This is a genomic window from Rhizobium sp. GN54, assembly GCF_021026345.1.
Taxonomy (GTDB): domain Bacteria; phylum Pseudomonadota; class Alphaproteobacteria; order Rhizobiales; family Rhizobiaceae; genus Mycoplana.
The window spans coordinates 531,609-553,251 of record NZ_JAJNCZ010000003.1 but is presented as its reverse complement, the minus strand read 5'-3'; the positions used below and the strand labels follow the sequence as shown (position 1 = coordinate 553,251).

The following is a 21,643-nucleotide window of genomic DNA, read 5'->3' as shown; positions in this document are numbered from 1 at the left end:
AGTCCGATCTCGTGTTTCACGTGAAACGGGACCGGTAAACCTGAGGATATCATTGTGAATTATGATGTCATTGTCATTGGCGGCGGACACGCCGGCTGCGAAGCTGCCTCGGCGGCCGCGCGCGCCGGGGCCCGCACGGCCCTACTGACCCATTCCCGGGACACGATCGGCATCATGTCCTGCAATCCTGCCATCGGTGGATTGGGCAAGGGGCACCTGGTTCGTGAGGTCGACGCTCTCGATGGCCTGATGGGCCGTGTGGCAGATAGGGCCGGCATTCAGTTCCGCTTGCTCAATCGCCGCAAGGGCCCCGCCGTCCGTGGTCCGCGCACGCAGGCAGATCGTCGGCTCTATCGCGAGGCAATGCAGGCGGAAATCGTGGAGATCGAAAATCTCGACGTGATAGAAGGCGACGCCTTCGACATCGAATTGTCCGGCAATCAGCAGATCGCTGCAGTCTTCACGGGCGACGGGCGTCGCCTGGGCTGCGGTGCCGCGGTGCTCACGACAGGAACGTTTCTTCGCGGCCTGATTCATCTTGGCTCCGAAACGACTCCGGCCGGTCGCATGGGCGAGCGGCCCTCGCTTGGCCTCTCCGCAACGTTGGCGCGCTTCGGCCTGCGCCTTGGTCGCCTGAAGACGGGGACGCCAGCCCGGTTGTCGGGGAAGACCATCGCCTGGGACCAGGTCGGCCGGCAGGCGGCCGATAGCGATCCGGTCCCCTTCTCGTTCATGACGGATGCCATCACCAATCCGCAAGTGGAGTGCGGCGTGACGCGGACGACAGCGGCCACGCACCGGATCATCGAGGACAATATCGGCCAGTCGGCCATGTATTCGGGTCAGATCAAAGGCGTGGGGCCGCGCTACTGCCCGTCGATCGAGGACAAGATCGTTCGTTTCGGTGAACGTGACGGGCATCAGATATTCCTGGAGCCCGAGGGTCTGGACGACGACACGGTCTATCCGAATGGCATCTCTACGTCGCTGCCGGCTGCCGTGCAGGCTGCGTTCATCCGGACCATTCCAGGTCTGGAGCGTGTCGACATCCTGCAGCCCGGTTACGCAATCGAGTATGATCATGTCGATCCGCGTGAACTCACGCCGGGACTGGAAGTGGTGAAGCTTCCCGGATTGTTTCTGGCGGGGCAGATCAACGGCACGACCGGCTATGAGGAGGCGGCAGCCCAGGGGCTGGTCGCCGGGCTCAATGCGGCTCGCAAAGTCGGTGGGCTGCCGCCGCACCATTTCAGCCGTACGGACAGCTATATCGGGGTGATGATCGACGACCTGACTTCGCGCGGCGTCGCCGAGCCTTATCGGATGTTTACCTCGCGCGCTGAGTATCGTTTGTCGCTCCGTGCCGACAATGCCGATCTCAGGCTGACGCCTGTGGCAATCGAGCTGGGCATTGCGGGTCACGCACGTCGTCAGCGTTTCCTGACATGGCGGGCAGAGCTCGATCGGTGTCGCGACTATGTAAAGTCGATACAACTGACGCCCAATCAGGCGTTGAATTGTGGCATACGGATCAATCAGGACGGTCAGAGACGAAGCGCCTACGAGCTACTGTCCTATAGCGAGCACTCGATCCAGTCACTGGCGCGGGTGTGGCCGGAGTTGCAAGGGATGGACCCGCGGACAAGGGAGGCGCTCGAGATAGAGGCGGCCTACGCGGTATACATGGACCGGCAGGCAGCGGATATTGCCGATGTGCGCCGAGAGGAAGAACGTACGATCCCCTCTGATTTCAGCTTTGACGATCTACCCGGTCTATCGAACGAATTGCGGCTGAAACTGACGCGCGACCGACCGGCGAATGTCGCGCAGGCGGCCCGTATCGACGGGATGACACCGGCCGCGATTTCATTGTTGCTGACCGCTCTCCGCCGCAGCGGCGGCGAGGCCGATTCCCGGAGCCTTGCGGGATGAAAGCTGAGGATATCTCCCTTTCGGACTTGAATGTTTCACGTGAAACGGAACAGCGCCTTCGCAAGTTCATTGCGCTTTTCGACAAGTGGGCCAGGACCATCAACCTGGTCGCGCCTTCCACTCTGGACGACTTTGGTGCTCGGCATATTCGAGACAGCGCCCAGATCTATTCGCTCTGCCCCACCCCGCTGACCTGGATCGATCTCGGGAGTGGTGGGGGGTTCCCCGGGATCATCACCGCGATCCTGCTCCACGAGGCAGCCGGTGGATGGGTTCACCTGGTCGAAAGCAACAACAAGAAGGCGGCCTTTCTCCGGCAGGCGATCGCGGAAACCGGTGCACGGGCGAGCGTCCACCCGGTCCGGATCGAGGTAGCATCGGGAATCATCCCGGATTGCGACGCCATATCGGCGCGTGCGCTGGCTGAGCTGCCTCTGCTGATGAACTTCATCGAGCCGTGGATGAGCAGAAATGCAGATTGCCGGGCGTTCTTTCACAAAGGGCGGGATTATCGAGCCGAAGTCGACAAAGCGCGTGGTCGTTGGCATTTCGATCTGATAAAACACGAAAGCGTCGTTGAGCATGATTCTGTCGTGCTGGAGATAACGGGGCTCTCGCGCATCAGTCAGTGACGGCGGATCCAACATGGCAAGCCTATCGAACCGCATTATCACCATAGCGAACCAGAAGGGCGGCGTGGGCAAGACCACGACGGCGATCAATCTGGCGACAGCGCTGGCTGCGATCGGCGAGCGCGTGCTGATTGTTGACCTGGACCCCCAGGGCAATGCCAGTACGGGCCTGGGAATCGATCGACGTGATCGCAAGCTCTCCTCCTACGACCTCTTGATGGGAACCCACGGGATCGCTGAGATTGCCCAGCAGACGGCCGTGCCGAACCTGTCAATCTTGCCTTCGACGATGGATCTTCTCGGGATCGAAATGGAGATTGCGGGCGCGAGCGATCGGGTATTCCGGCTGCGGCGCGCGCTGTTCGCAGACGATGCGGCGGAGTATTCCTATATCCTCGTCGATTGCCCGCCGTCCTTCAACTTGCTGACGATGAATGCGATGACGGCCGCCCATTCGGTGCTGGTTCCGTTGCAATGCGAGTTCTTCGCGCTGGAGGGGCTCAGCCAGTTGCTGGAGACGGTCGATCAGATCCGGCGGACGGTGAACCCCTCCCTCGATATTCAGGGCATCGTGCTTACCATGTATGATGCGCGCAACAATCTTGCGCTGCAGGTGGTGAACGATGTTCGCACCCATCTCGGCGAGAAGGTGTATCATACGCTCATTCCCCGAAATGTTCGGGTATCTGAGGCTCCATCCTATGGTAAGCCGGCGATCCTTTATGACCTGAAATGTGCCGGCAGCCAGGCCTATCTTCAGCTTGCCTCGGAAGTTATCCAGCGGGAACGGCAGCGGAAGGCCGCCTAAACTCTATCGGAAGTAGTGCATATGAGCGACGACAACTCAAAGCGGAGACTGGGCCGCGGCCTTGCCGCCCTGATCGGGGAAATGGACCAGCCGGTGGCGATGGGAACGACGCAGTCGGCGCCCGTCAACCCGGACCGTCTGGTGCCGATCGAGTTTGTTGGGCGCAACCCCCGTAACCCGCGCCGTTACTTCGATGAGGCCGAGTTGCAGGATCTCGCGGCGTCGATCCGGCAGCACGGCATCGTCCAGCCCGTGGTGGCCCGTACGATCGCCCCGGAGCGCTACGAAATCATCGCCGGTGAACGGCGTTGGCGGGCGGCCCAGCTTGCCGGTTTCGTGGAGATCCCGGTCATCGTCCGTGACGTCGATGATCGGACTGCGCTCGAGATCGCCATTGTCGAAAACGTCCAGCGTTCCGACCTGAACCCGCTGGAAGAGGCGCTGGGCTATGACCAGCTGATCGCCGAGCATGGCTATACGCAGAACGATCTCGGTGAGATCATCGGCAAGAGCCGGAGCCATGTCGCCAACAGCCTGCGTCTCCTGAAGCTGCCCGATCCGGTTCGCGACATGCTGGCGTCCGGTGCCCTCTCTGCGGGCCATGCGCGCGCGCTGGTGCCGACGTCCGATCCTGTTGCCCTGGCCAAGACGATCGTTGCCAAGGGGATGTCGGTACGCGATGCCGAGAGGCTCGCCCAGAACGACATCAAGGCGCAGTCCGATCCCGATCATGGCCGCAAGGATGTGGCTAGGGACGAGAAGGACGCCGATACGCTGGCGCTGGAGCGGACCCTTTCCGACAGCCTCGGACTGGATGTGACCGTCAGCCACAAGGCGAACGGTGGCTATCTACGAATCAATTACAAGACCCTCGAACAGCTCGAAGAAATCTGCAGGCTGCTCGAGCGGCGCTGAGGCTCAACACGCATCAGCCTTCCGGTAGCTACGGGCTCGGTACCACCCTCTGTGAAGGACGGATTGCGTCACTCTCCCGCGCGAAGGGTCGACGCAAACACTTCTGCCGACAATACGCGGCTCCACGCCGATTTAGTTTCGAGCCGATTGAAGCACTGTGGAGAGCAATGTCTGCAAGGCGATCGTGCCCTCGAGGGACGAGCGCTGGCGCGATTGCAGGATGGCGGATTGCAGGCGGCCGGCCTCGCGGCGTATGGCCGGCAGAGACCATTTCTTCAGTGCCTGTTCGACGACCGGCTTGCGGCGAAAGTGAAGCTGCCGGCCCATCGTGGCGATGACCTGCGAAGCGTTGGTCCGCTTCTCATCCATCTCGGCACGCATCAGTTCGAGCAACTGGAACTGCCGGAGGCAGGCCTGCAGGACGAGGAAGACCGGCGTCTTCGATGACATGATCTTCTGCATGGCGTTGAGAAAAGCGCCGTTGTCGCCCTTCAGGATGGCGTCGACGGCGTCATCGACGGAGATGGCGCTGGCGTCGCCGATCGCAGCCATTACGTCCTCTTCCTCAACGACGTTGCGGTCGTGACAATAGAGGGCGAGCTTGCGCACCTCGTTGCGCGAGGCAAGCCGGTCGCCGCCGATCGATTCCATGAGCCGCTGCCGGGCCGCGGGAACGATGCGAAGGCCAGCGGCCTCCAGCTCCGTGTCTATGAGCGTGCTGAGCGCACGGGTGTCGTCGGCATAGCACGGTATGGCAATGGCGGATCTCGATCCCTCGACCGCCTTTCGCAGGCCTGCCCCCTTCTTCAGGTCGCCGGCCTCGATGACCAGGCTGCAGCCCCGGGGTGGTTCCTTGTCGAGAATGCCGATCGCTTCGATGAGCGGCTTCTCGTTACCGGCGTCCTTCAGCCAGACGAGCCGGTCCCCACCGAACAGTCCGATCGCATTCATCTCATCGAGCAGGCGTCCGGGTTGGCCGACAAGGTCCGAGGCGGTTATGCGAAGCACGGAGAAGGCGTCGTCGAGCGACACGCCGGTGAGCCGCGCCAGTTGGCCGGCGCGCTCGGAAACAAGGCCGCGGTCGGGGCCGTAGATCAGAAATATCCCGCCGGATCGCGGTGCCCGCTGCAGAAAGCCTTCGAATTCGTGAGACTTGATCTCCGACATAGCGGGCTATCGCTTGGCAAGGGCCGCCGAAAGATCTGCGCGAATCAACTCAGCCATTTCCCGTGATGCCCGGTTCTCGGCGTCACGAACGGCCCGAAGCTTGGCGAACTCCTGGACCGGAAAATCGACAAGCGCAACGACCTGCCGACGCCCGGAGCGAATTGTTTCGCCGGATTCAACAAGCGTCAGATTGTAGTCCGCCGTCAGTACGAGCCGGCCGGCCCGCGCGACATCGTCGTCCTGTGACAGGAGAACGCCGACATCGCGGGAGTTGACGCTCATCTCGAGATGATAGGTCGGATTGGCGGGCTCGCCCTTCCCGCCTGCGAGAAGGAAGATCAGCTCGTTGCGGACGCGTTGTTCGACACGGTCTTCCGCTTCGGAAATGGAAATCGACGCCGCCGACTGGGCAACGGTCGATCCGTTCGAATAGAGCGGCTTGACCTGGCAACCGGACAACAGGACAAGTCCGATCAGGCCGGCCGCGGATGCAAGCAGCCCTCTCCTGCGTGACGCCTCAGACAACAACATTCACGATCCTCTGCGGAACCACGATTATCTTCTTGGGTGTCTTGCCGCCGAGCGCGGCCTGAACCGATTCGAGGGCCAGAACGGCCGATTCAATGGCCATCTGATCCGCATCGCGGGCAATTGTCAAATCATCCCGCTTCTTGCCGTTGATCTGCACCGGCAGCGTGATTTCATTCTCGGCGACGAGCGCCTCGTCGTAAGCCGGCCACTCGGTCCGTGCGACGAGGTCGTGGCCGCCGATGGCTTTCCAGCATTCTTCCGCGAGGTGCGGCATCATCGGCGCGATGATGGCGATGAGGATCTCCACCGCATTGCGCAGCGCCGCGTTCATCTCTGCATCGGAACGGCCTTCAGCCGCCGTAGCCAGCGGCGGCGAGAGCGCGTTGGCAAACTCGTAGATCCGGGCGACCGCCTTGTTGAAGGCAAGCTTGTCATAGTCCGCCTGCACCGCTTTCAAGGTCTTGTGTGCGGTTTTCGACAGCGCCAGCGCATCACCGGCGCCTCCAGCTCTGGAGGGGGCAGCGGAGAGCGCGGCTGATGCTTCGGAGACCAGCCGCCAGAGGCGCTGGACGAACCGGTGGGCGCCTTCGACGCCGGCCTCGGACCAGATCACATCACGATCCGGCGGCGAATCGGAGAGGACGAAGAAGCGCGCGGTATCGGCGCCATAGGAGGCGATGATGTCGTCGGGGTCGACGACGTTCTTCTTCGACTTCGACATCTTCTCGATGGAGCCGATCGCGATCGCTTCGCCGGATTCGACGTGTACGGCGCGGCGGGCACCGTCGAGTTCCTCGATGCGGACCTCCGCGGGCGTCACCCATTCGCGCCTGGCGCCCTCGCCGCGGCTATAGGTCTCGTGAACGACCATGCCTTGTGTGAAGAGGCCCTTGAAGGGCTCCTTCAGGTCCACATGACCGGCCACCTGCATGGCGCGCGTGAAGAAGCGGGAATAGAGAAGGTGCAGGATCGCATGCTCGATACCGCCGATATACTGGTCGACCGGCAGCCAGGCGTCGGCGGCGGCAGGATCGGTCGGTCGGCTTTCCCACGGGGCGGTGAAGCGGGTGAAATACCAGGACGAATCGACGAAGGTGTCCATGGTGTCGGTCTCGCGGCGGGCGTCCTTGCCGCAATGCGGGCAGGCGACGTGGCGCCAGGTCGGATGCCGGTCCAGCGGATTACCGGGGCTGTCGAAGGTGACGTCTTCCGGCAGCTTCACCGGCAAGTACTTCTTCGGCACCGGCACGACGCCGCAATCCTCGCAATGGATGATTGGGATCGGGCAGCCCCAGTAGCGCTGGCGCGAGATGCCCCAGTCGCGCAGACGGAAGTTTACCTTGCGCTCGCCTTGCGGCGCATTGCCGATCGTGGTCGTCGCCAGCCTGTCGGCGACACTTTCGAAGGCGGCCTCGGTGGACAAGCCGTCGAGGAAGCGGGAATTGATCATCACGCCATCGCCGACATAGGCCTCGTCACCGATGGAGAAGGTTGCCGCGTCACCGCCTTGCGGCATGACGACGGGAACGACGGGCAGGTCGTACTTGCGGGCGAAATCGAGATCGCGCTGGTCGCCGGAGGGGCAACCGAAGATCGCGCCGGTGCCATAGTCCATCAGCACGAAATTCGCCACGTAGACCGGCAGCTCCCAGCCCGCGTCGAAGGGATGGCGGACACGGATGCCGGTGTCCATGCCCTTCTTCTCGGCGGACTCGAGCGCGGCCAGCGAGGTGCCGGCGCGGCGGCACTCCTCGCAGAAAGCGGCGATGTCGGCATTGTGGGCGGCGGCATCCCTGGCCAGCGGATGGTCAGCCGAAATCGCGATGAAGGACGCGCCGAAGAGCGTATCGGGGCGCGTCGTATAGACCGTGACCTCGTTTTCGTCCGTCAGTCCGGCGCGTTCGCTGATCTCCCAGCGGATCGAGAGACCCTCGGAGCGGCCGATCCAGTTCTTCTGCATCAGCCGGACCTTCTCCGGCCATTGGTCCAGATGTTCCAGGGAGTCCAGCAGGTCCTCGGAGAAGTCAGTGATCTTGAAGAACCACTGGGTCAGCTCACGCTGTTCCACCAGCGCGCCCGAACGCCAGCCGCGCCCGTCGATCACCTGCTCGTTGGCAAGGACGGTGTTGTCGACCGGGTCCCAGTTGACCTTGGACTGCTTGCGGTAGACGAGGCCCTTGTCCAGGAAATCGAGGAACAGGTGCTGCTGGTGCTGGTAGTATTCGACGTCGCAGGTGGCGAACTCGCGCGACCAGTCCAGCGAAAGGCCCATCGCCTTCAACTGTGCCTTCATGGAGGCGATGTTCTGGTAGGTCCAGGAGGCCGGATGGACGCCGCGCTCCATCGCCGCGTTCTCGGCCGGCATGCCGAAGGCGTCCCAGCCCATCGGATGCAGCACGTTGAAACCGCGGGCGCGCTTGTAGCGGGCGACGACATCACCCATCGCGTAGTTGCGCACATGGCCCATGTGGATGCGCCCGGACGGATAGGGGAACATCTCGAGGACGTAGTACTTTTCCCGCGGATCCTCGTTCTTCGTCAGGAAGACGTTCTCGTCGTTCCATTTTGCCTGCCAGCGGGGCTCGGCGTCGCGCGGGTTGTAACGTTCGGTGGCCATGTCGTCGAAATTCCGGAAAGATTGAAGGGCAAAGCCCATGCGAATATGTGGCGAGACCTTCACCATGAAACCGCCGTAGCGTCAAGTTTTCACGGCCTTCCCGGCGCCGAGACCGGGGTGTCCGGCCCGGGTATCCGGACTTGGCAAGAGGAGGCGATTTGGTTAGGTGCGGGGCATAGATAGGTATCGGAGGCAAAAATGGAACTGGAAGAGCGCCTGGACGAGGTTCGCGATCGCATCCGCAAGGCCTCTGCGAGTGCTGGGCGCGCCCCGGGCGCGGTCACGCTGGTGGCGGTATCGAAGACGTTCGACGCGGACGCTGTCCGTCCCGTAATCGCGGCCGGCCAGCGCGTCTTCGGCGAGAACCGGGTGCAGGAGGCGCACGGCAAGTGGCCGGCCCTGCGCGCCGAGACGACCGGGATCGAGCTGCATCTGATCGGACCCTTGCAATCCAACAAAGCCGCCGAAGCGGTGGCGCTCTTCGACGTGATCGAAACGGTCGATCGTGAAAAGATCGCGCGGGCCATCGCATCCGAAATGAACCGGCAGTCCCGGAGCGTGCGTCTCTACGTTCAGGTCAATACCGGTCTCGAGCCGCAAAAGGCTGGGATCGCGCCGGACGAGGTGGTCGCCTTCGTCACCTTCTGTCGCGACGAACTCGGACTCGCGATCGAAGGGCTGATGTGTATTCCGCCGGCGGATGAAAATCCGGGACCGCATTTTGCGTTGCTTGCCAAGCTCGCGCACAAGGCCGGCGTTAAGCGGCTGTCGATGGGAATGTCCGGAGACTACGAGACGGCGATCGCCTTCGGCGCGACGAGCGTGCGGGTGGGTTCGGCGATCTTCGGCACGCGCTGAGGCGCCGCCAGGGGCTGGCGGCCGAGCCGGCCGTGTGATTGCGCGACAAAAGCCTTAGCCCTTTGGTCTGGCTTCCCGCTCGCCGTCCTGTCTCCTATTCTCTTTCCCGGAGGTGCCGTCATCGATGGCGGCGAGACTACGGGAGGAGATGACCATGGCGAGCAGCTATGCAGCCACTTATGCGCAATGGAAGGGCGACCCTTCGGGCTTCTGGGCAGAGGCCGCGGGCGGGATCGACTGGTCCGTCACGCCTTCAGTCGCGTTCGACGGGAACCGCGGCGTCTACGGTCACTGGTTCCCCGACGGGGAGACAAATGCCTGCTACAATTGCGTCGATCGGCACGTCGAGGCCGGGCGCGGGGAGCAGGCGGCGCTGATCTACGACAGCCCGGTCACCGGACAGGTCGGATCGTTCACCTATCGCGACATGCTGGCGGAGGTTCAGGCGATCGCGGCGGTGCTGACGAAGCTCGGCGTTTCACGCGGCGACCGCGTCATCCTCTACATGCCGATGGTGCCGGAGGCGGTGTTCAGCATGCTGGCCTGCGCACGCATCGGCGCCGTTCATTCGGTCGTCTTCGGTGGCTTTGCGGCAAACGAGCTTGCGACCCGCATCGACGACTGCAGGGCCAGGGTGGTAATCTCCGCCAGTTGCGGTATCGAACCCGGGCGCGTGGTCGCCTACAAGCCGTTGCTCGACGTGGCGATCGAGATCGCCAGCCACAAGCCGGACCATTGTCTCATCCTGCAGCGGCCGGAGCTGACGGCGTCGATGGTGGCGGGGCGTGACGTCGATTTCACGTCTGAGGTCGGCGCGGCGAAAGCCGATGGCGCGGTGGTGCCATGCGTTTCACTGCGCGCCACCGATCCGCTCTATATCCTCTACACGTCGGGGACGACCGGCCAGCCGAAGGGCGTGCTGCGCGACAACGGCGGTTATCTGGTCGCGCTGGCGTGGAGCATGAAGTATTTCTATGGGACTGAGGCCGGGGAGGTCTTCTGGGCCGCATCCGACATCGGCTGGGTGGTGGGGCATTCCTATATCGTCTACGGCCCGCTCCTGATCGGCGGCACGACGGTGCTCTACGAGGGCAAGCCGATCGGCACCCCCAACGCCGGCGCCTACTGGCGGGTGATCGAGGAGCATGGGGTCCGGACTTTGTTCACGGCGCCGACAGCCTTTCGCGCCATTCGCAAGGAGGATCCCGAGGGGCGGCTCATCGCCGGCTACGACCTGTCGTCGCTGCGGGCGCTGTTTCTCGCAGGCGAGCGGGCGGATCCCGATACGCTCCAATGGGCGGAGCGGGTGTTGCAGGTTCCGGTGATCGATCACTGGTGGCAGACGGAGACGGGCTGGCCGATGGCGGGCAATCCCCTGGGGCTCGGGCTGCTTCCCGTGAAACACGGGTCGCCCACGGTCCCCCTGCCCGGCTACGAGATCGAGGTGCTGGACGATGCCGGCCATCCGGTCGCGGCCGGCACGCTGGGCAACATCGTCGTCAGACTGCCATTGCCCCCGGGGTGCCTGCCCACCTTCTGGAACGCTGACGCGCGCTTCCATGCGGCGTGCCTTTCCGAGTTTCCGGGATACTACAAGACCTCCGACGCCGGCTATCTCGACGAGGACGGCTATGTCTTCATCATGTCGCGGACCGACGACATCATCAACGTCGCGGGCCATCGCCTGTCGACCGGCGCGATGGAGGAGATCTGCGCCTGCCATCCGGACGTGGCGGAGTGCGCGGTGATCGGCGTTGCCGATCCGGTGAAGGGGCAGGTTCCGGCCGGCTTCCTGGTCCTCAACAGCGGTGTTTCACGTGAATCATCGACGATCGAGACGGAGGTCGTGGCGCTGGTGCGCGAGCGCATCGGTCCCGTCGCCGCCTTCAAGATGGCGATCTGCGTGAAGCGCCTGCCGAAGACGCGGTCCGGCAAGATCCTGCGAGGCACGATGCAGAAGATCGCCGACCGGGAGGCGTGGAAGATGCCGGCGACGATCGACGATCCGGCAATCCTCGACGAGATCGCCGCCGCCCTGGCAGCACGGCACATCGGCGCCTGAGCCGAGCGGGCTGTCACCTGCCGGCACAAAAAAACCGGCCGTCTTTGGCGGCCGGTTTCAGCATATACCCGATGGTGGCCTAGAAGCGGTTGTCGTCTTCCTCGTCCTCGTTGTCGGACGACTTGAGCGACTTGAGCTTGGCGAAGACGGCGTCGGCGTCGATCTCCTTCTCCTCTTCGCGGTCGCTGCCGCCATAGGGGAGCTTCTCCGTCTCGCGGGCCGATTCGAGCGTGGCGCCGAGTTCGGCGGCGGTCGGCAGGGGGCGACCCTTGGAGGCACGTTCGACCTCGAGGTCGAGATCGATCTGCGAGCAGAGGCCGAGGGTAACCGGATCCATCGGCGCCAGGTTGGCCGAGTTCCAGTGGGTCCGTTCGCGGATCTGCTCGATGGTCGACTTGGTGGTGCCGACGAGGCGCGAGATCTGCGCGTCTTTCAGTTCGGGATGGTTGCGCACCAGCCAGAGAATGGCGTTCGGGCGATCCTGGCGCTTGGACACCGGCGTATAACGCGGGCCCTTGCGCTTGGATTCGGGCACGCGAACTTTCGGCTCGGAGAGCTTCAGCTTGTGATTCGGATTTGCCTCGGCGCGGGCGATCTCCTCGCGGGACAACTGGCCCGTCGCGATCGGATCGAGACCCTTGATGCCCTGCGCGGACTCGCCATCGGCAATCGCCTTCACTTCGAGTGGGTGCAGCTTGCAGAACTGGGCAATCTGGTCAAACGACAGTGCCGTATTGTCAACGAGCCATACCGCGGTCGCCTTGGGCATGAGCAGCTGTTGAGCCATGGATACAATCCTTCTGTCCGTCCGCGCCGGTGTCGCGGGCCGTGGGGGTAAACCACTGATTTCCGGGAATTGGGCACCTCTATAACGCCACTGTCGCAGAAATGCAATTCTTCAAGAGACAAATGACCTTTGTCTAATTGCCGGAAGACTTTGACCTGATATGAATGGCTCAGACCGTTCGGGCCGGAGGAGCATGGCCCGCCATGCGCATGAGGAGGAATGCATGTCTACCAAGACCTATCCGGTGCTGAAGTCCGCCAAGAGCCGCGCACTGATCGACAACGACACCTATCAGAAATGGTATCGCGAGAGCGTCGAGAATCCGGAGCGCTTCTGGGACAAGCACGGCATGCGGATCGACTGGTTCAAGCCCTACACGAAGGTGAAGAACACCTCGTTTACGGGCAAGGTCTCGATCAAATGGTACGAGGACGGGATCACCAACGTCTCCTACAACTGCATCGACCGGCACCTGAAGACGCATGGCGACCAGGTGGCGATCATCTGGGAAGGCGACAATCCCTATATCGACAAGAAGATCACCTATAACGAACTGCACGAGCACGTCTGCCGGCTTGCTAATGTGATGAAGAAGCACGGCGTCAAGAAGGGCGACCGGGTGACCATCTACATGCCGATGATCCCGGAGGCGACCTATGCGATGCTCGCCTGCGCCCGCATCGGGGCGATCCATTCCGTCGTCTTTGGCGGCTTCTCGCCGGATGCTCTGGCGGGTCGCATCGTCGATTGCGAATCGACCTTCGTGATTACCTGCGACGAGGGCGTGCGCGGCGGCAAGCCGATCCCGCTGAAGGAAAACACCGATACGGCGATCGACATCGCCGCCAAGCAGCACGTGATCGTCAACAAGGTGCTCGTCGTGCGCCGCACCGGCGGCAAGACCGGCTGGGCGCCGGGCCGCGATCTCTGGTATCACCAGGAAGCAGCCAGCGTCCCGCGCGACTGCCCGCCCGCCCGGATGAAGGCGGAAGATCCCCTCTTCATCCTCTATACGTCGGGGTCTACCGGCAAGCCGAAGGGCGTGCTGCACACGACCGGCGGCTATCTCGTCTATGCGTCGATGACGCATAAATACGTGTTCGACTATCACGAGGGTGACATCTACTGGTGCACGGCCGATGTCGGCTGGGTCACCGGGCACTCCTATATCGTCTACGGGCCGCTTGCGAACCGGGCGACCACGCTGATGTTCGAGGGCGTTCCCAATTTCCCCGATGCCGGCCGCTTCTGGGAGGTGATCGACAAGCACAAGGTCAACATCTTCTACACGGCGCCGACGGCGATCCGCGCGCTGATGGGCGCCGGCGATGCCTTCGTCAAGCGCTCCTCGCGTTCCTCGCTGCGCCTTCTCGGCTCGGTCGGCGAGCCGATCAACCCGGAAGCCTGGGAATGGTACTACCATGTCGTCGGGGAGGATCGCTGCCCGGTCGTCGATACATGGTGGCAGACGGAGACCGGCGGCATCCTGATCACCCCCCTGCCCGGCGCAACCGACCTGAAGCCCGGATCGGCGACGCGGCCCTTCTTCGGCATCAAGCCGGAGCTCGTCGACGGCGAAGGCAAGGTCCTGGAGGGCGCCGCCGATGGCAATCTCTGCATCACCGACAGTTGGCCGGGGCAGATGCGCACGGTCTATGGCGACCACCATCGCTTCGTGCAGACCTATTTTTCCACCTACAAGGGCAAGTACTTCACCGGCGACGGCTGCCGCCGCGACGAGGACGGCTATTACTGGATTACCGGCCGCGTCGATGACGTGCTGAACGTCTCCGGCCATCGTCTCGGCACCGCCGAGGTGGAATCGGCGCTGGTCTCGCACCATCTCGTCTCGGAAGCCGCGGTCGTCGGCTATCCGCACAACCTTAAAGGCCAGGGCATCTATTGCTATGTGTCGCTGATGGCCGGTGAGGACGGCACGGATACGCTGCGCCAGGACCTGATCAAGCATGTGCGCAAGGAGATCGGGCCGATCGCGACGCCGGACAAGATCCAGTTCGCCTCCGGCCTGCCAAAGACCCGCTCCGGCAAGATCATGCGCCGCATCCTGCGCAAGATCGCGGAGGACGACTTCGGATCGCTGGGGGACACCTCGACACTCGCCGATCCCGCCGTCGTCGACGACCTGATCGCCAACCGGCAGAACAAGGCCGCCGGCTGACGGGGGCGATTTCACACGTCGAAGCGGCCACAGGATTGTGGCCGCGCCTCCACAATGCAGATACCTGTTCAGCCGCCGGCATGACAACCTGCCATGGCTTTACGGCCGCCGTCGTAGGGCAGTGCCAGGCCGGCCGCGATCATTTCCTGAGCCGGATTCGATCCATCTTCGAGAAGCACGTCCGCGACGACCCGGCCAAAATACTTGTCGCCGGAGACGTTGGTCAGGAAGACCGTACCGCTTGCAGGAAGCAGTTGCGCCAGATGCGCTCTGGCCGCCCCGGCGGCTGCGCGGATGGGTGCACATCGGGCTCTGATCTCGGGCGCGTCGATCCCGCGAATACGGACCAGGACTTCCACCGTCTGTTGCGGCCAGGGTCGGGCCTGGACCAGGATCGTATCGCCATCGACGATGCGCAGGATGTCGGCGGCAACCGGCCCGGCAATGCCATGCCGATCTGATGCGAATGCCTCCGGCATGGCACAGAGTGCGAATTGGCAGATGGCGGCCAGAGTCAAAGGACGGAATCGTTCCATTCAAGGAATATATTCCGTCAACCACTGCCAATCAATAGGAAATATAGCCTAGAAGTCGATGGCGCGACCGTTGATCTCCCAGTCGCCGAAGCGGGCCGGATCGAGGCCGCCGCGTCCGCCGATCTCGGGCGGCAGGGGCACATCCTTCTCCGCCGCGCGCCGTTCCTCGGCTTCCTTCAGCGCGCGGAGTGCTGCCGGAGGAAGAACGCGGCCGCCGCCGCTGACGTTGTCATTGTCACCCTGCATCACATCGTCCTGATCGTCGGGATATTGAAAAAGATCGAACCTTCACCATCATATAGGAACATTCTCATTGGCGGCAAAGCCTTGATTCACGTGAAACATCGCGGCACCGCCTCTCATCGGGGAGACACCTCATGAATCTCGTCCGCACGGCAATGCTGCTGGCCTTCCTGACGGCCCTGTTCATGGCCGTCGGCTTTCTCATCGGCGGCAAGGGCGGCATGATGATCGCGCTCGTCGTCGCAGCTGCCACCAACCTCTTTTCCTACTGGAACGCCGACAAGATGGTGCTGTCGATGTATGGCGCCAAGGAGGTCGACGAGCGCAGTGCGCCGGAATACTACGGCATTGTCCGTGATCTGGCCGCGCGCGCGGGCCTGCCGATGCCGCGGGTCTACGTCATCAATAGCGATCAGCCGAATGCGTTCGCCACCGGCCGCAATCCGCAGAACGCCGCCGTCGCCGCTTCGACCGGCCTCCTGCATGCGCTTTCCTATGAGGAAGTCGCCGGCGTCATGGCTCACGAGCTCGCCCATGTCCAGAACCGCGACACGCTGACCATGACGATCACCGCAACGATTGCCGGTGCGATCTCGATGCTGGCGAATTTCGCCATGTTCTTCGGCGGCAACCGCGAGAACAACAACAATCCGCTCGGCTTCATCGGGGTTCTGATCGCGATGATTGTCGCGCCGTTTGCGGCGATGCTGGTGCAGATGGCGATCAGCCGTACCCGCGAGTACTCGGCGGACCGGCGCGGCGCCGAGATCTGTGGCAACCCGTTGTGGCTGTCGTCGGCGCTCCGGAAGATCGCGGTGGCGGCAGGCCGCATTCCGAACGAGGAGGCCGAACACAACCCGGCGACCGCCCATATGTTCATCATCAATCCGCTCTCGGGCGCGCGCATGGACAACCTGTTTTCGACCCATCCGGATACGGGAAACCGGATTGCGGCACTTGAAGCGATGGCCGCCGATATGCGCCAGACCGCGCAGCCCCAGCCCTCGACGCGCCCGGCCGAGGCTGCTAAGGCGGGGCGAAAATCGCGTTCCGTTCCACCGACTGGCTGGGGACGCGGTGGTTCCGAACCACCAAAGGGTCCCTGGTCTTGACATCTGACGGCAACGATTCGCATCCGAAACAGAAATCCCGACCGCGTCCGGCGTCCCGCAAGGGCAGTCCCCGGGAAGCACCGGAGAAGACCGGCATCGCGCCCCGGCAGGTCGCCGCCCGGTTGCTGGCCGCCGTCGTCGATCGGCGGGTGTCGCTGGATGGAATGCTGGACGCCGAGAACGGCAACCCGGGATACCGCGCCCTCAGGGAGGCCGACCGCGCACTGGTGCGCGCCGTCCTCAACACGTCGCTGCGCCATCTGCCGCGGATCCAGGCGATCATCGATTCGCTGGTGGAAACGCCGCTGCCGGAGGGTGCCCGCTCGCTTTATCATATTCTCGTGGTTGCCGCTGCCCAGATCCTCTATCTGGACGTGCCGGATCACTCGGCCGTCGACCTCGCCGTGGAGCAGGCTCGGTCGGATCCGCGCAGCCGCCGCTTTGCCGGTCTGGTCAATGCCGTTCTGCGCCGCCTTGCCCGCGAGAAGGCGTCGCACCTGACGGCCACCCATGCCGTTCCCGTTACGCCGCCGTGGTTTTTCGATCGGCTCTCCGAGGTTTACGGTCCCGAGCGGGCGGCGCAGATTTCCGATTCGCAACTCGAGCCTGTCGCGATCGACCTGACCGTCAAGGGTGACCCGCAAGGCTGGGCAAGCCGGCTCGGCGGCCGCCTGCTGCCGACCGGATCGGTGCGCCTGCCGGCATTTGCCGGTCGCGTTCCGGATCTGGAAGGTTTTGCCGCCGGAGAGTGGTGGGTGCAGGACGCAGCCGCCTCGATCCCCGCCCGGCTTTTTCCCGACCTTGCCGGTTGCCGGGTCGCCGACCTCTGCGCCGCGCCCGGGGGCAAGACCGCACAGTTGGCGCAGGCCGGCGCCGTGGTGACCGCATTGGACCAGTCGACCAACAGGCTGAAGCGGCTCGAAGGCAATCTTGCCCGGTTGGGGTTGTCTGCGGAGACGACCGCGACCAACCTGCTCGAATTCAGGCCCGCGGAACCGTTCGATGCCGTGCTGCTCGACGCGCCCTGCTCGTCGACGGGGACGATCAGGCGCCATCCGGACGTCCTCTGGACGAAGGGACCAGCCGATATCGAAAAGCTCGCCCGGTTGCAGGAGCGGTTGCTGCTTCATGCGATGGGCCTTGTGCGGTCCGGCGGCCATCTGGTGTTTTCGAACTGCTCGCTCGATCCGATCGAGGGCGAGGAGATGGTCGCGCGTGTCCTGGCCGGCGCGTCGGGCTGGTCTCGGGTGCCGCTGGACCCTGCGGACTGGCCCGGGCTGGAAGAGGCCATATCGCCGCTTGGCGAATTTCGTACCACGCCCGACATGCTGAAAGGCGAAGAGGGCTTTCCGGGCGGGCTGGACGGCTTCTATGCGGTCCTGCTCCAGAGACATTGATTGCGGATCGCCGCGCCGCGCGTCGGCGCCTTCATCAACAATCGATTTCTAATGTGCGAATTGACGCATGGAATGCCTGCGCCTAGTTATGGGCGGGGGAAGAGTTAATTGGCGATGCGGCTTTCAGACCGGCAACGACTGGCATACCTCTATGGACACGAGACGTGGAGACGCTTTTCCCGGCGGCTTGCCGTCGGACGCGTGTCGGCGCTGCGCTTCGCCGGCCGCACGCCCGAGCGGCTCGTGGTGGCGCCGACCGACCTCAGGCCTGCCGATGCCTTTACCGCCGAAGAGATCATCGGCGGGCGGTTTCCGCTCGCCGGGCGCCTGCTCGATTGCGAGGGCGAATCGCCCTTCGCGCTGGAGCTGCCTTCCGAGGAATTCGCCAACCGGCTGCATGCCTTTGCCTGGCTCCGCCACATGCGGGTGGCGGAAAAGGACGCGGGCTCTTTCGTGGTCCGGCGGATCATCGACGACTGGATCGCGGGCCATGGCAGGAGCATCGCCGGGGTCGCCTGGCGGCCGGAGATCATCGCCCAGCGCATCGTCGCCTGGCTTTCGCACTCTCCGGTCGTGCTTCGCGACGCGGACTATGCCTTCTACCGCCGGTTCCTGAAAAGCCTCGCCTTCCAGGTTCGCTACCTCCGCCATATCGCCGACGCGACCCCGGACGGCGAGCCGCGGCTCAAGGTCAGGATCGCGCTCGCCATGGCGTCCATCGCGATGCCGAGTTCGGCGACGAAGATCCGCCGCGCCGCGCGCGATCTCGACCGCGAACTGGACCGCCAGATCCTCTCCGACGGCGGCCACGTCTCGCGCAATCCGCGCGTCGGGCTCGATCTGCTGTTCGACCTCCTGCCGCTGCGCCAGACCTACGTCAATCTCGGCCACGACGTGCCGCAGCAACTCATCCCCTGTATCGACCGCATCTATCCCGCCTTGCGCTTTTTCAGGCACCAGGGCGGGGAACTGGCGCTGTTCAACGGCGCCACCTATACGCTCGCGAACGAGCTTCTGTCGGTGCTGCGCTACGACGAAACCTCCGGCGCGCCGTTCAGGGGCCTGCCACAGACAGGCTACGAGCGGCTGGAAGCCGGCGAGACGACGATCATCGTCGATACGGGCAAGCCCCATTCCGTGGCGCTGTCGACGACTGCGACGGCCGGCTGCCTGTCGCTCGAGATGTCGTCCGGCAGGCATCGCTACTTCGTGAATTCGGGGCGCCCGCGCTTTGCCGGTGAAGCCATCCGGCAGCTTTCGCGGGCGACGGCGGCCCAGTCGGTCGCGACCCTGAACGACACTTCGTCAGCGCGCATTTCCGGCTCGGGCTTCCTCGGGCCGGTGATCTTCGGCGGCGTCTCCAGGATCGATGTGGCCCGCTATGACAAGGCGGACGGAGCCGACGGGCTGGTTGCCAGCCACGACGGCTACGTGGCGAATTTCGGCCTGATCTACGAACGGGACCTCTATCTCGGCCGCAACGGCACCGACATTCGCGGCCGCGAGCGCTTCTTCAAGCCGGACTGCACGGCGCCCGACGGCGGCGCCAATGTCGCCGTCGTCAGGTTCCATGTCCATCCGGCCATCCGGATCGTCGCGGTCGATCCGCACGAGGTGCGTTTGGTCGCCCATGACGGCGAGACGTGGGCGTTCTCCTGCCGCGACGTCGCTGTCTCCGAGAAGGAAGACGTCTTCTTCGCAGATCCCTCCGGCGTTCGCCCGGCGCACCAGCTGACGCTGACCATGCCGCTCGGCAGCATTCCCGAGGTGCAGTGGCACATGCGGCGCGAGCGCCGCTGAGAGCGGCGGAAAGGGAAAATTTGCCGGTTTCCTCGCGTCTGCTCGTGTGTTAACGGGGCGCATGTTTCCGCCGGCGGCCCGCCCGGACGTCGGCCCCATTTCCGGAGATTACCCCCATGGCCGTCGCTTCGAAGAAAATCCCTGCTCCCGATCGCGTCGCGGTGAAGACCGCGCTGCTGTCCGTTTCCGACAAGTCGGGGATCGTCGAGCTGGCGGAGGCGCTGTCGAAGAAGGGGATCCGCCTTCTTTCCACCGGCGGCACGCACAAGGCGCTGAGCGAGGCCGGCCTCGCGGTCACGGACGTGTCTGAGGTCACCGGCTTTCCCGAAATCATGGACGGTCGCGTCAAGACACTCCATCCGAACGTGCATGGCGGCCTGCTGGCGATCCGCGACGATGCCGAGCATGTCGAGGCGATGACGGCACACGGGATCGGCGCGATCGACCTGACCGTGATCAATCTCTATCCGTTCGAGGAGGTTCGCGCCAAGGGCGGCGACTACCCGACGACGGTGGAGAACATCGACATCGGCGGTCCGGCGATGATCCGCGCCTCGGCCAAGAACCACGCCTATGTGACGATCGTCACCGATCCGTCCGACTATGCGGCGCTGCTCGAGGAACTGGCCGACGGGACGACGTCCTATGCCTTCCGGCAGAAGCTCGCCGCCAAGGCCTATGCCCGCACGGCGGCCTATGACACGGCGATCTCGAACTGGTTTGCCGAGGCGCTGGAGATTGCGACGCCGGCCTACAGGACGATTGGCGGCGCGCTGAAGGAAGAGATGCGCTACGGCGAGAACCCGCACCAGAAGGCCGCATTCTACGTCACCGGCGAGAACCGGCCCGGCGTCGCCACGGCCACGCTGCTGCAGGGCAAGCAGCTTTCCTACAACAACATCAACGACACGGATGCCGCCTTCGAGCTCGTCGCCGAGTTCCTGCCGGAGAAGGGGCCGGCCTGCGCCATCATCAAGCATGCCAATCCCTGCGGCGTGGCGACGGGTCCCAGCCTGAAGGAAGCTTACAAGCGCGCGCTCGCCTGTGATCCGGTCTCCGCGTTCGGCGGCATCATCGCCTTGAACAGCCGGCTCGATGGTGAGACGGCCGAGGAGATCGTCAAGCTGTTCACCGAGGTCATCATCGCGCCGGATGCCGACGAGGCCGCCCGCGCGATCATTGCGACCAAGCCGAACGTGCGTCTGCTCGTCACCGGCGCTCTGCCCGACCCGCGCACGCCCGGCATCGCCGCGAAGACCGTCTCCGGCGGCCTGCTCGTGCAGAGCCGCGACAACGGCATGGTGGAAGATCTCCAGCTGAAGGTCGTGACCCGGCGGGCGCCGACAGCGCAGGAGCTCGAGGACATGAAGTTCGCCTTCAAGGTCGCCAAGCACGTCAAGTCCAATGCGGTCGTCTATGCGAAGGACGGCCAGACGGCGGGCATCGGCGCCGGCCAGATGAGCCGCGTCGATTCGGCCCGGATCGCGGCCCTGAAGGCCGAGGACGCGGCCAAGGCGAAGGGGCTTGCCGAGCCGCTGACGCGCGGCTCGGCCGTCGCTTCCGAGGCCTTCCTGCCTTTTGCGGACGGATTGCTTTCCGCCATCGCAGCCGGCGCCACCGCCGTCATCCAGCCGGGCGGCTCGATGCGTGACGCCGAGGTGATCGCGGCAGCCGACGAAGCCGGAGTCGCAATGGTCTTTACCGGGATGCGGCACTTCCGCCACTGAACCGGCTCAGGGAGACCGGGTAGGATTGCCGCGCGGGGTTACGCGCGGCCGATCCTGCTCGCGTCAATCGCACGCCGGTTGCCGTAGTCTCGCAGGTAGGAGAGCTGGCCGCGGCGTTGCTGCGATAGGTGCCTCCGTTCGGCTTCCGAGATCTGAAACGCACCATCGGCGAAGGTGCCGGTGTCGGACGCCTCGTGGCGATCGTTGCGCAGAACGTTCAGCAGGGTTGCGAGCATTGTCTGTCCTCCAGGTCGGCGCGTAAACGGCGGTCGGCCGCTTCTGTTCCCTGACTACCTGGAAAATCACAACGGAACGTTAACCATAATTTCCGTGTCGCCGG

Annotated in this window: 18 protein-coding genes; 11 read left to right on the top strand and 7 right to left on the bottom strand. The window is 64.0% G+C overall.

The genetic code is table 11. From position 1 onward, the window contains the following. Nucleotides 1-51 precede the first annotated feature (51 nt). The 4 genes from mnmG to LQK81_RS11700 are packed head-to-tail and all read left to right on the top strand — an operon-like array spanning nt 52 to nt 4,287. Nucleotides 52-1,932, top strand: coding sequence for a tRNA uridine-5-carboxymethylaminomethyl(34) synthesis enzyme MnmG (mnmG, locus tag LQK81_RS11715; protein WP_230806546.1), 1,881 nt, complete (start codon nt 52-54; stop codon nt 1,930-1,932). 11 nt (nt 1,933-1,943) lie between these two features. Continuing rightward, the gene (locus LQK81_RS11710) at nt 1,944-2,564 is read left to right on the top strand and encodes a 16S rRNA (guanine(527)-N(7))-methyltransferase RsmG (RefSeq protein ID WP_442967118.1); all 621 of its coding nucleotides are present in this window, start codon (nt 1,944-1,946) and stop codon (nt 2,562-2,564) included. 13 nt (nt 2,565-2,577) lie between these two features. Next, nucleotides 2,578-3,372 (top strand): ParA family protein, encoded by a 795-nt coding sequence (locus LQK81_RS11705; protein WP_230806453.1) that lies wholly within the window; start codon nt 2,578-2,580, stop codon nt 3,370-3,372. 21 nt (nt 3,373-3,393) lie between these two features. After that, nucleotides 3,394-4,287, top strand: coding sequence for a ParB/RepB/Spo0J family partition protein (locus tag LQK81_RS11700; RefSeq protein ID WP_230806452.1), 894 nt, complete (start codon nt 3,394-3,396; stop codon nt 4,285-4,287). Between the two features lie 132 nt (nt 4,288-4,419). On the opposite strand, the gene holA is transcribed toward LQK81_RS11700, so the two are convergent. The 3 genes from holA to leuS are packed head-to-tail and all read right to left on the bottom strand — an operon-like array spanning nt 4,420 to nt 8,602. Next, nucleotides 4,420-5,454, bottom strand: coding sequence for a DNA polymerase III subunit delta (gene holA, locus LQK81_RS11695; protein ID WP_230806451.1), 1,035 nt, complete (start codon nt 5,452-5,454; stop codon nt 4,420-4,422). Nucleotides 5,455-5,460: 6 nt separating this feature from the next. After that, nucleotides 5,461-5,985 carry an LPS assembly lipoprotein LptE gene (gene lptE, locus LQK81_RS11690; RefSeq protein ID WP_230806450.1) on the bottom strand — a complete coding sequence of 175 codons (525 nt, stop codon included), beginning with the start codon at nt 5,983-5,985 and terminating at the stop codon, nt 5,461-5,463. Beyond that, a complete protein-coding gene (gene leuS / locus LQK81_RS11685; RefSeq protein ID WP_230806449.1) occupies nt 5,972-8,602 on the bottom strand; it encodes a leucine--tRNA ligase in 2,631 nt (876 codons plus the stop codon). Before leuS ends, lptE begins: the two co-directional genes overlap by 14 nt. 198 nt (nt 8,603-8,800) lie before the next feature. On the opposite strand from leuS, the gene LQK81_RS11680 reads away from it, so the two are divergent. Further along, a complete protein-coding gene (locus LQK81_RS11680; RefSeq protein WP_230806448.1) occupies nt 8,801-9,460 on the top strand; it encodes a YggS family pyridoxal phosphate-dependent enzyme in 660 nt (219 codons plus the stop codon). A gap of 154 nt (nt 9,461-9,614) precedes the next feature. Then, the gene (locus LQK81_RS11675; RefSeq protein ID WP_230806447.1) at nt 9,615-11,522 is read left to right on the top strand and encodes a propionyl-CoA synthetase; all 1,908 of its coding nucleotides are present in this window, start codon (nt 9,615-9,617) and stop codon (nt 11,520-11,522) included. 79 nt (nt 11,523-11,601) lie between these two features. Here the strand turns inward: LQK81_RS11675 and LQK81_RS11670 are convergent, their stop codons facing one another. After that, entirely contained in the window at nt 11,602-12,309 is a 708-nt protein-coding gene (locus LQK81_RS11670) for a DUF1013 domain-containing protein (protein ID WP_230806446.1), read from the bottom strand. Between the two features lie 223 nt (nt 12,310-12,532). Here LQK81_RS11670 and acs point away from each other — a divergent pair, with 223 nt between their 5' ends. Further along, the gene (gene acs, locus LQK81_RS11665; protein WP_230806445.1) at nt 12,533-14,488 is read left to right on the top strand and encodes an acetate--CoA ligase; all 1,956 of its coding nucleotides are present in this window, start codon (nt 12,533-12,535) and stop codon (nt 14,486-14,488) included. 68 nt (nt 14,489-14,556) lie between these two features. Here acs and LQK81_RS11660 read toward each other — a convergent pair whose 3' ends face one another. Both LQK81_RS11660 and LQK81_RS11655 read right to left on the bottom strand, forming a co-directional pair. Further along, the gene (locus LQK81_RS11660) at nt 14,557-15,024 is read right to left on the bottom strand and encodes a thermonuclease family protein (RefSeq protein WP_230806444.1); all 468 of its coding nucleotides are present in this window, start codon (nt 15,022-15,024) and stop codon (nt 14,557-14,559) included. A gap of 48 nt (nt 15,025-15,072) precedes the next feature. Next, on the bottom strand, nt 15,073-15,270 hold the full coding sequence (locus LQK81_RS11655) for a DUF1674 domain-containing protein (protein ID WP_230806443.1): 198 nt from the start codon (nt 15,268-15,270) through the stop codon (nt 15,073-15,075). Nucleotides 15,271-15,401: 131 nt separating this feature from the next. On the opposite strand from LQK81_RS11655, the gene htpX reads away from it, so the two are divergent. From htpX to purH, 4 genes are all read left to right on the top strand, one after another. Next, a complete protein-coding gene (gene htpX, locus LQK81_RS11650; RefSeq protein ID WP_230806442.1) occupies nt 15,402-16,379 on the top strand; it encodes a zinc metalloprotease HtpX in 978 nt (325 codons plus the stop codon). Beyond that, nucleotides 16,370-17,776 (top strand): RsmB/NOP family class I SAM-dependent RNA methyltransferase, encoded by a 1,407-nt coding sequence (locus LQK81_RS11645; RefSeq protein WP_442967117.1) that lies wholly within the window; start codon nt 16,370-16,372, stop codon nt 17,774-17,776. Before htpX ends, LQK81_RS11645 begins: the two co-directional genes overlap by 10 nt. Nucleotides 17,777-17,890: 114 nt before the next feature. After that, nucleotides 17,891-19,576 carry a heparinase II/III family protein gene (locus LQK81_RS11640; protein ID WP_230806441.1) on the top strand — a complete coding sequence of 562 codons (1,686 nt, stop codon included), beginning with the start codon at nt 17,891-17,893 and terminating at the stop codon, nt 19,574-19,576. Between the two features lie 116 nt (nt 19,577-19,692). Then, nucleotides 19,693-21,303, top strand: a complete 1,611-nt coding sequence (purH, locus tag LQK81_RS11635) for a bifunctional phosphoribosylaminoimidazolecarboxamide formyltransferase/IMP cyclohydrolase (protein ID WP_230806440.1) — start codon at nt 19,693-19,695, stop codon at nt 21,301-21,303. Between the two features lie 38 nt (nt 21,304-21,341). Here purH and LQK81_RS11630 read toward each other — a convergent pair whose 3' ends face one another. Then, nucleotides 21,342-21,539 (bottom strand): hypothetical protein, encoded by a 198-nt coding sequence (locus LQK81_RS11630; RefSeq protein ID WP_230806439.1) that lies wholly within the window; start codon nt 21,537-21,539, stop codon nt 21,342-21,344. Between the last annotated feature and the right edge of the window lie 104 nt (nt 21,540-21,643).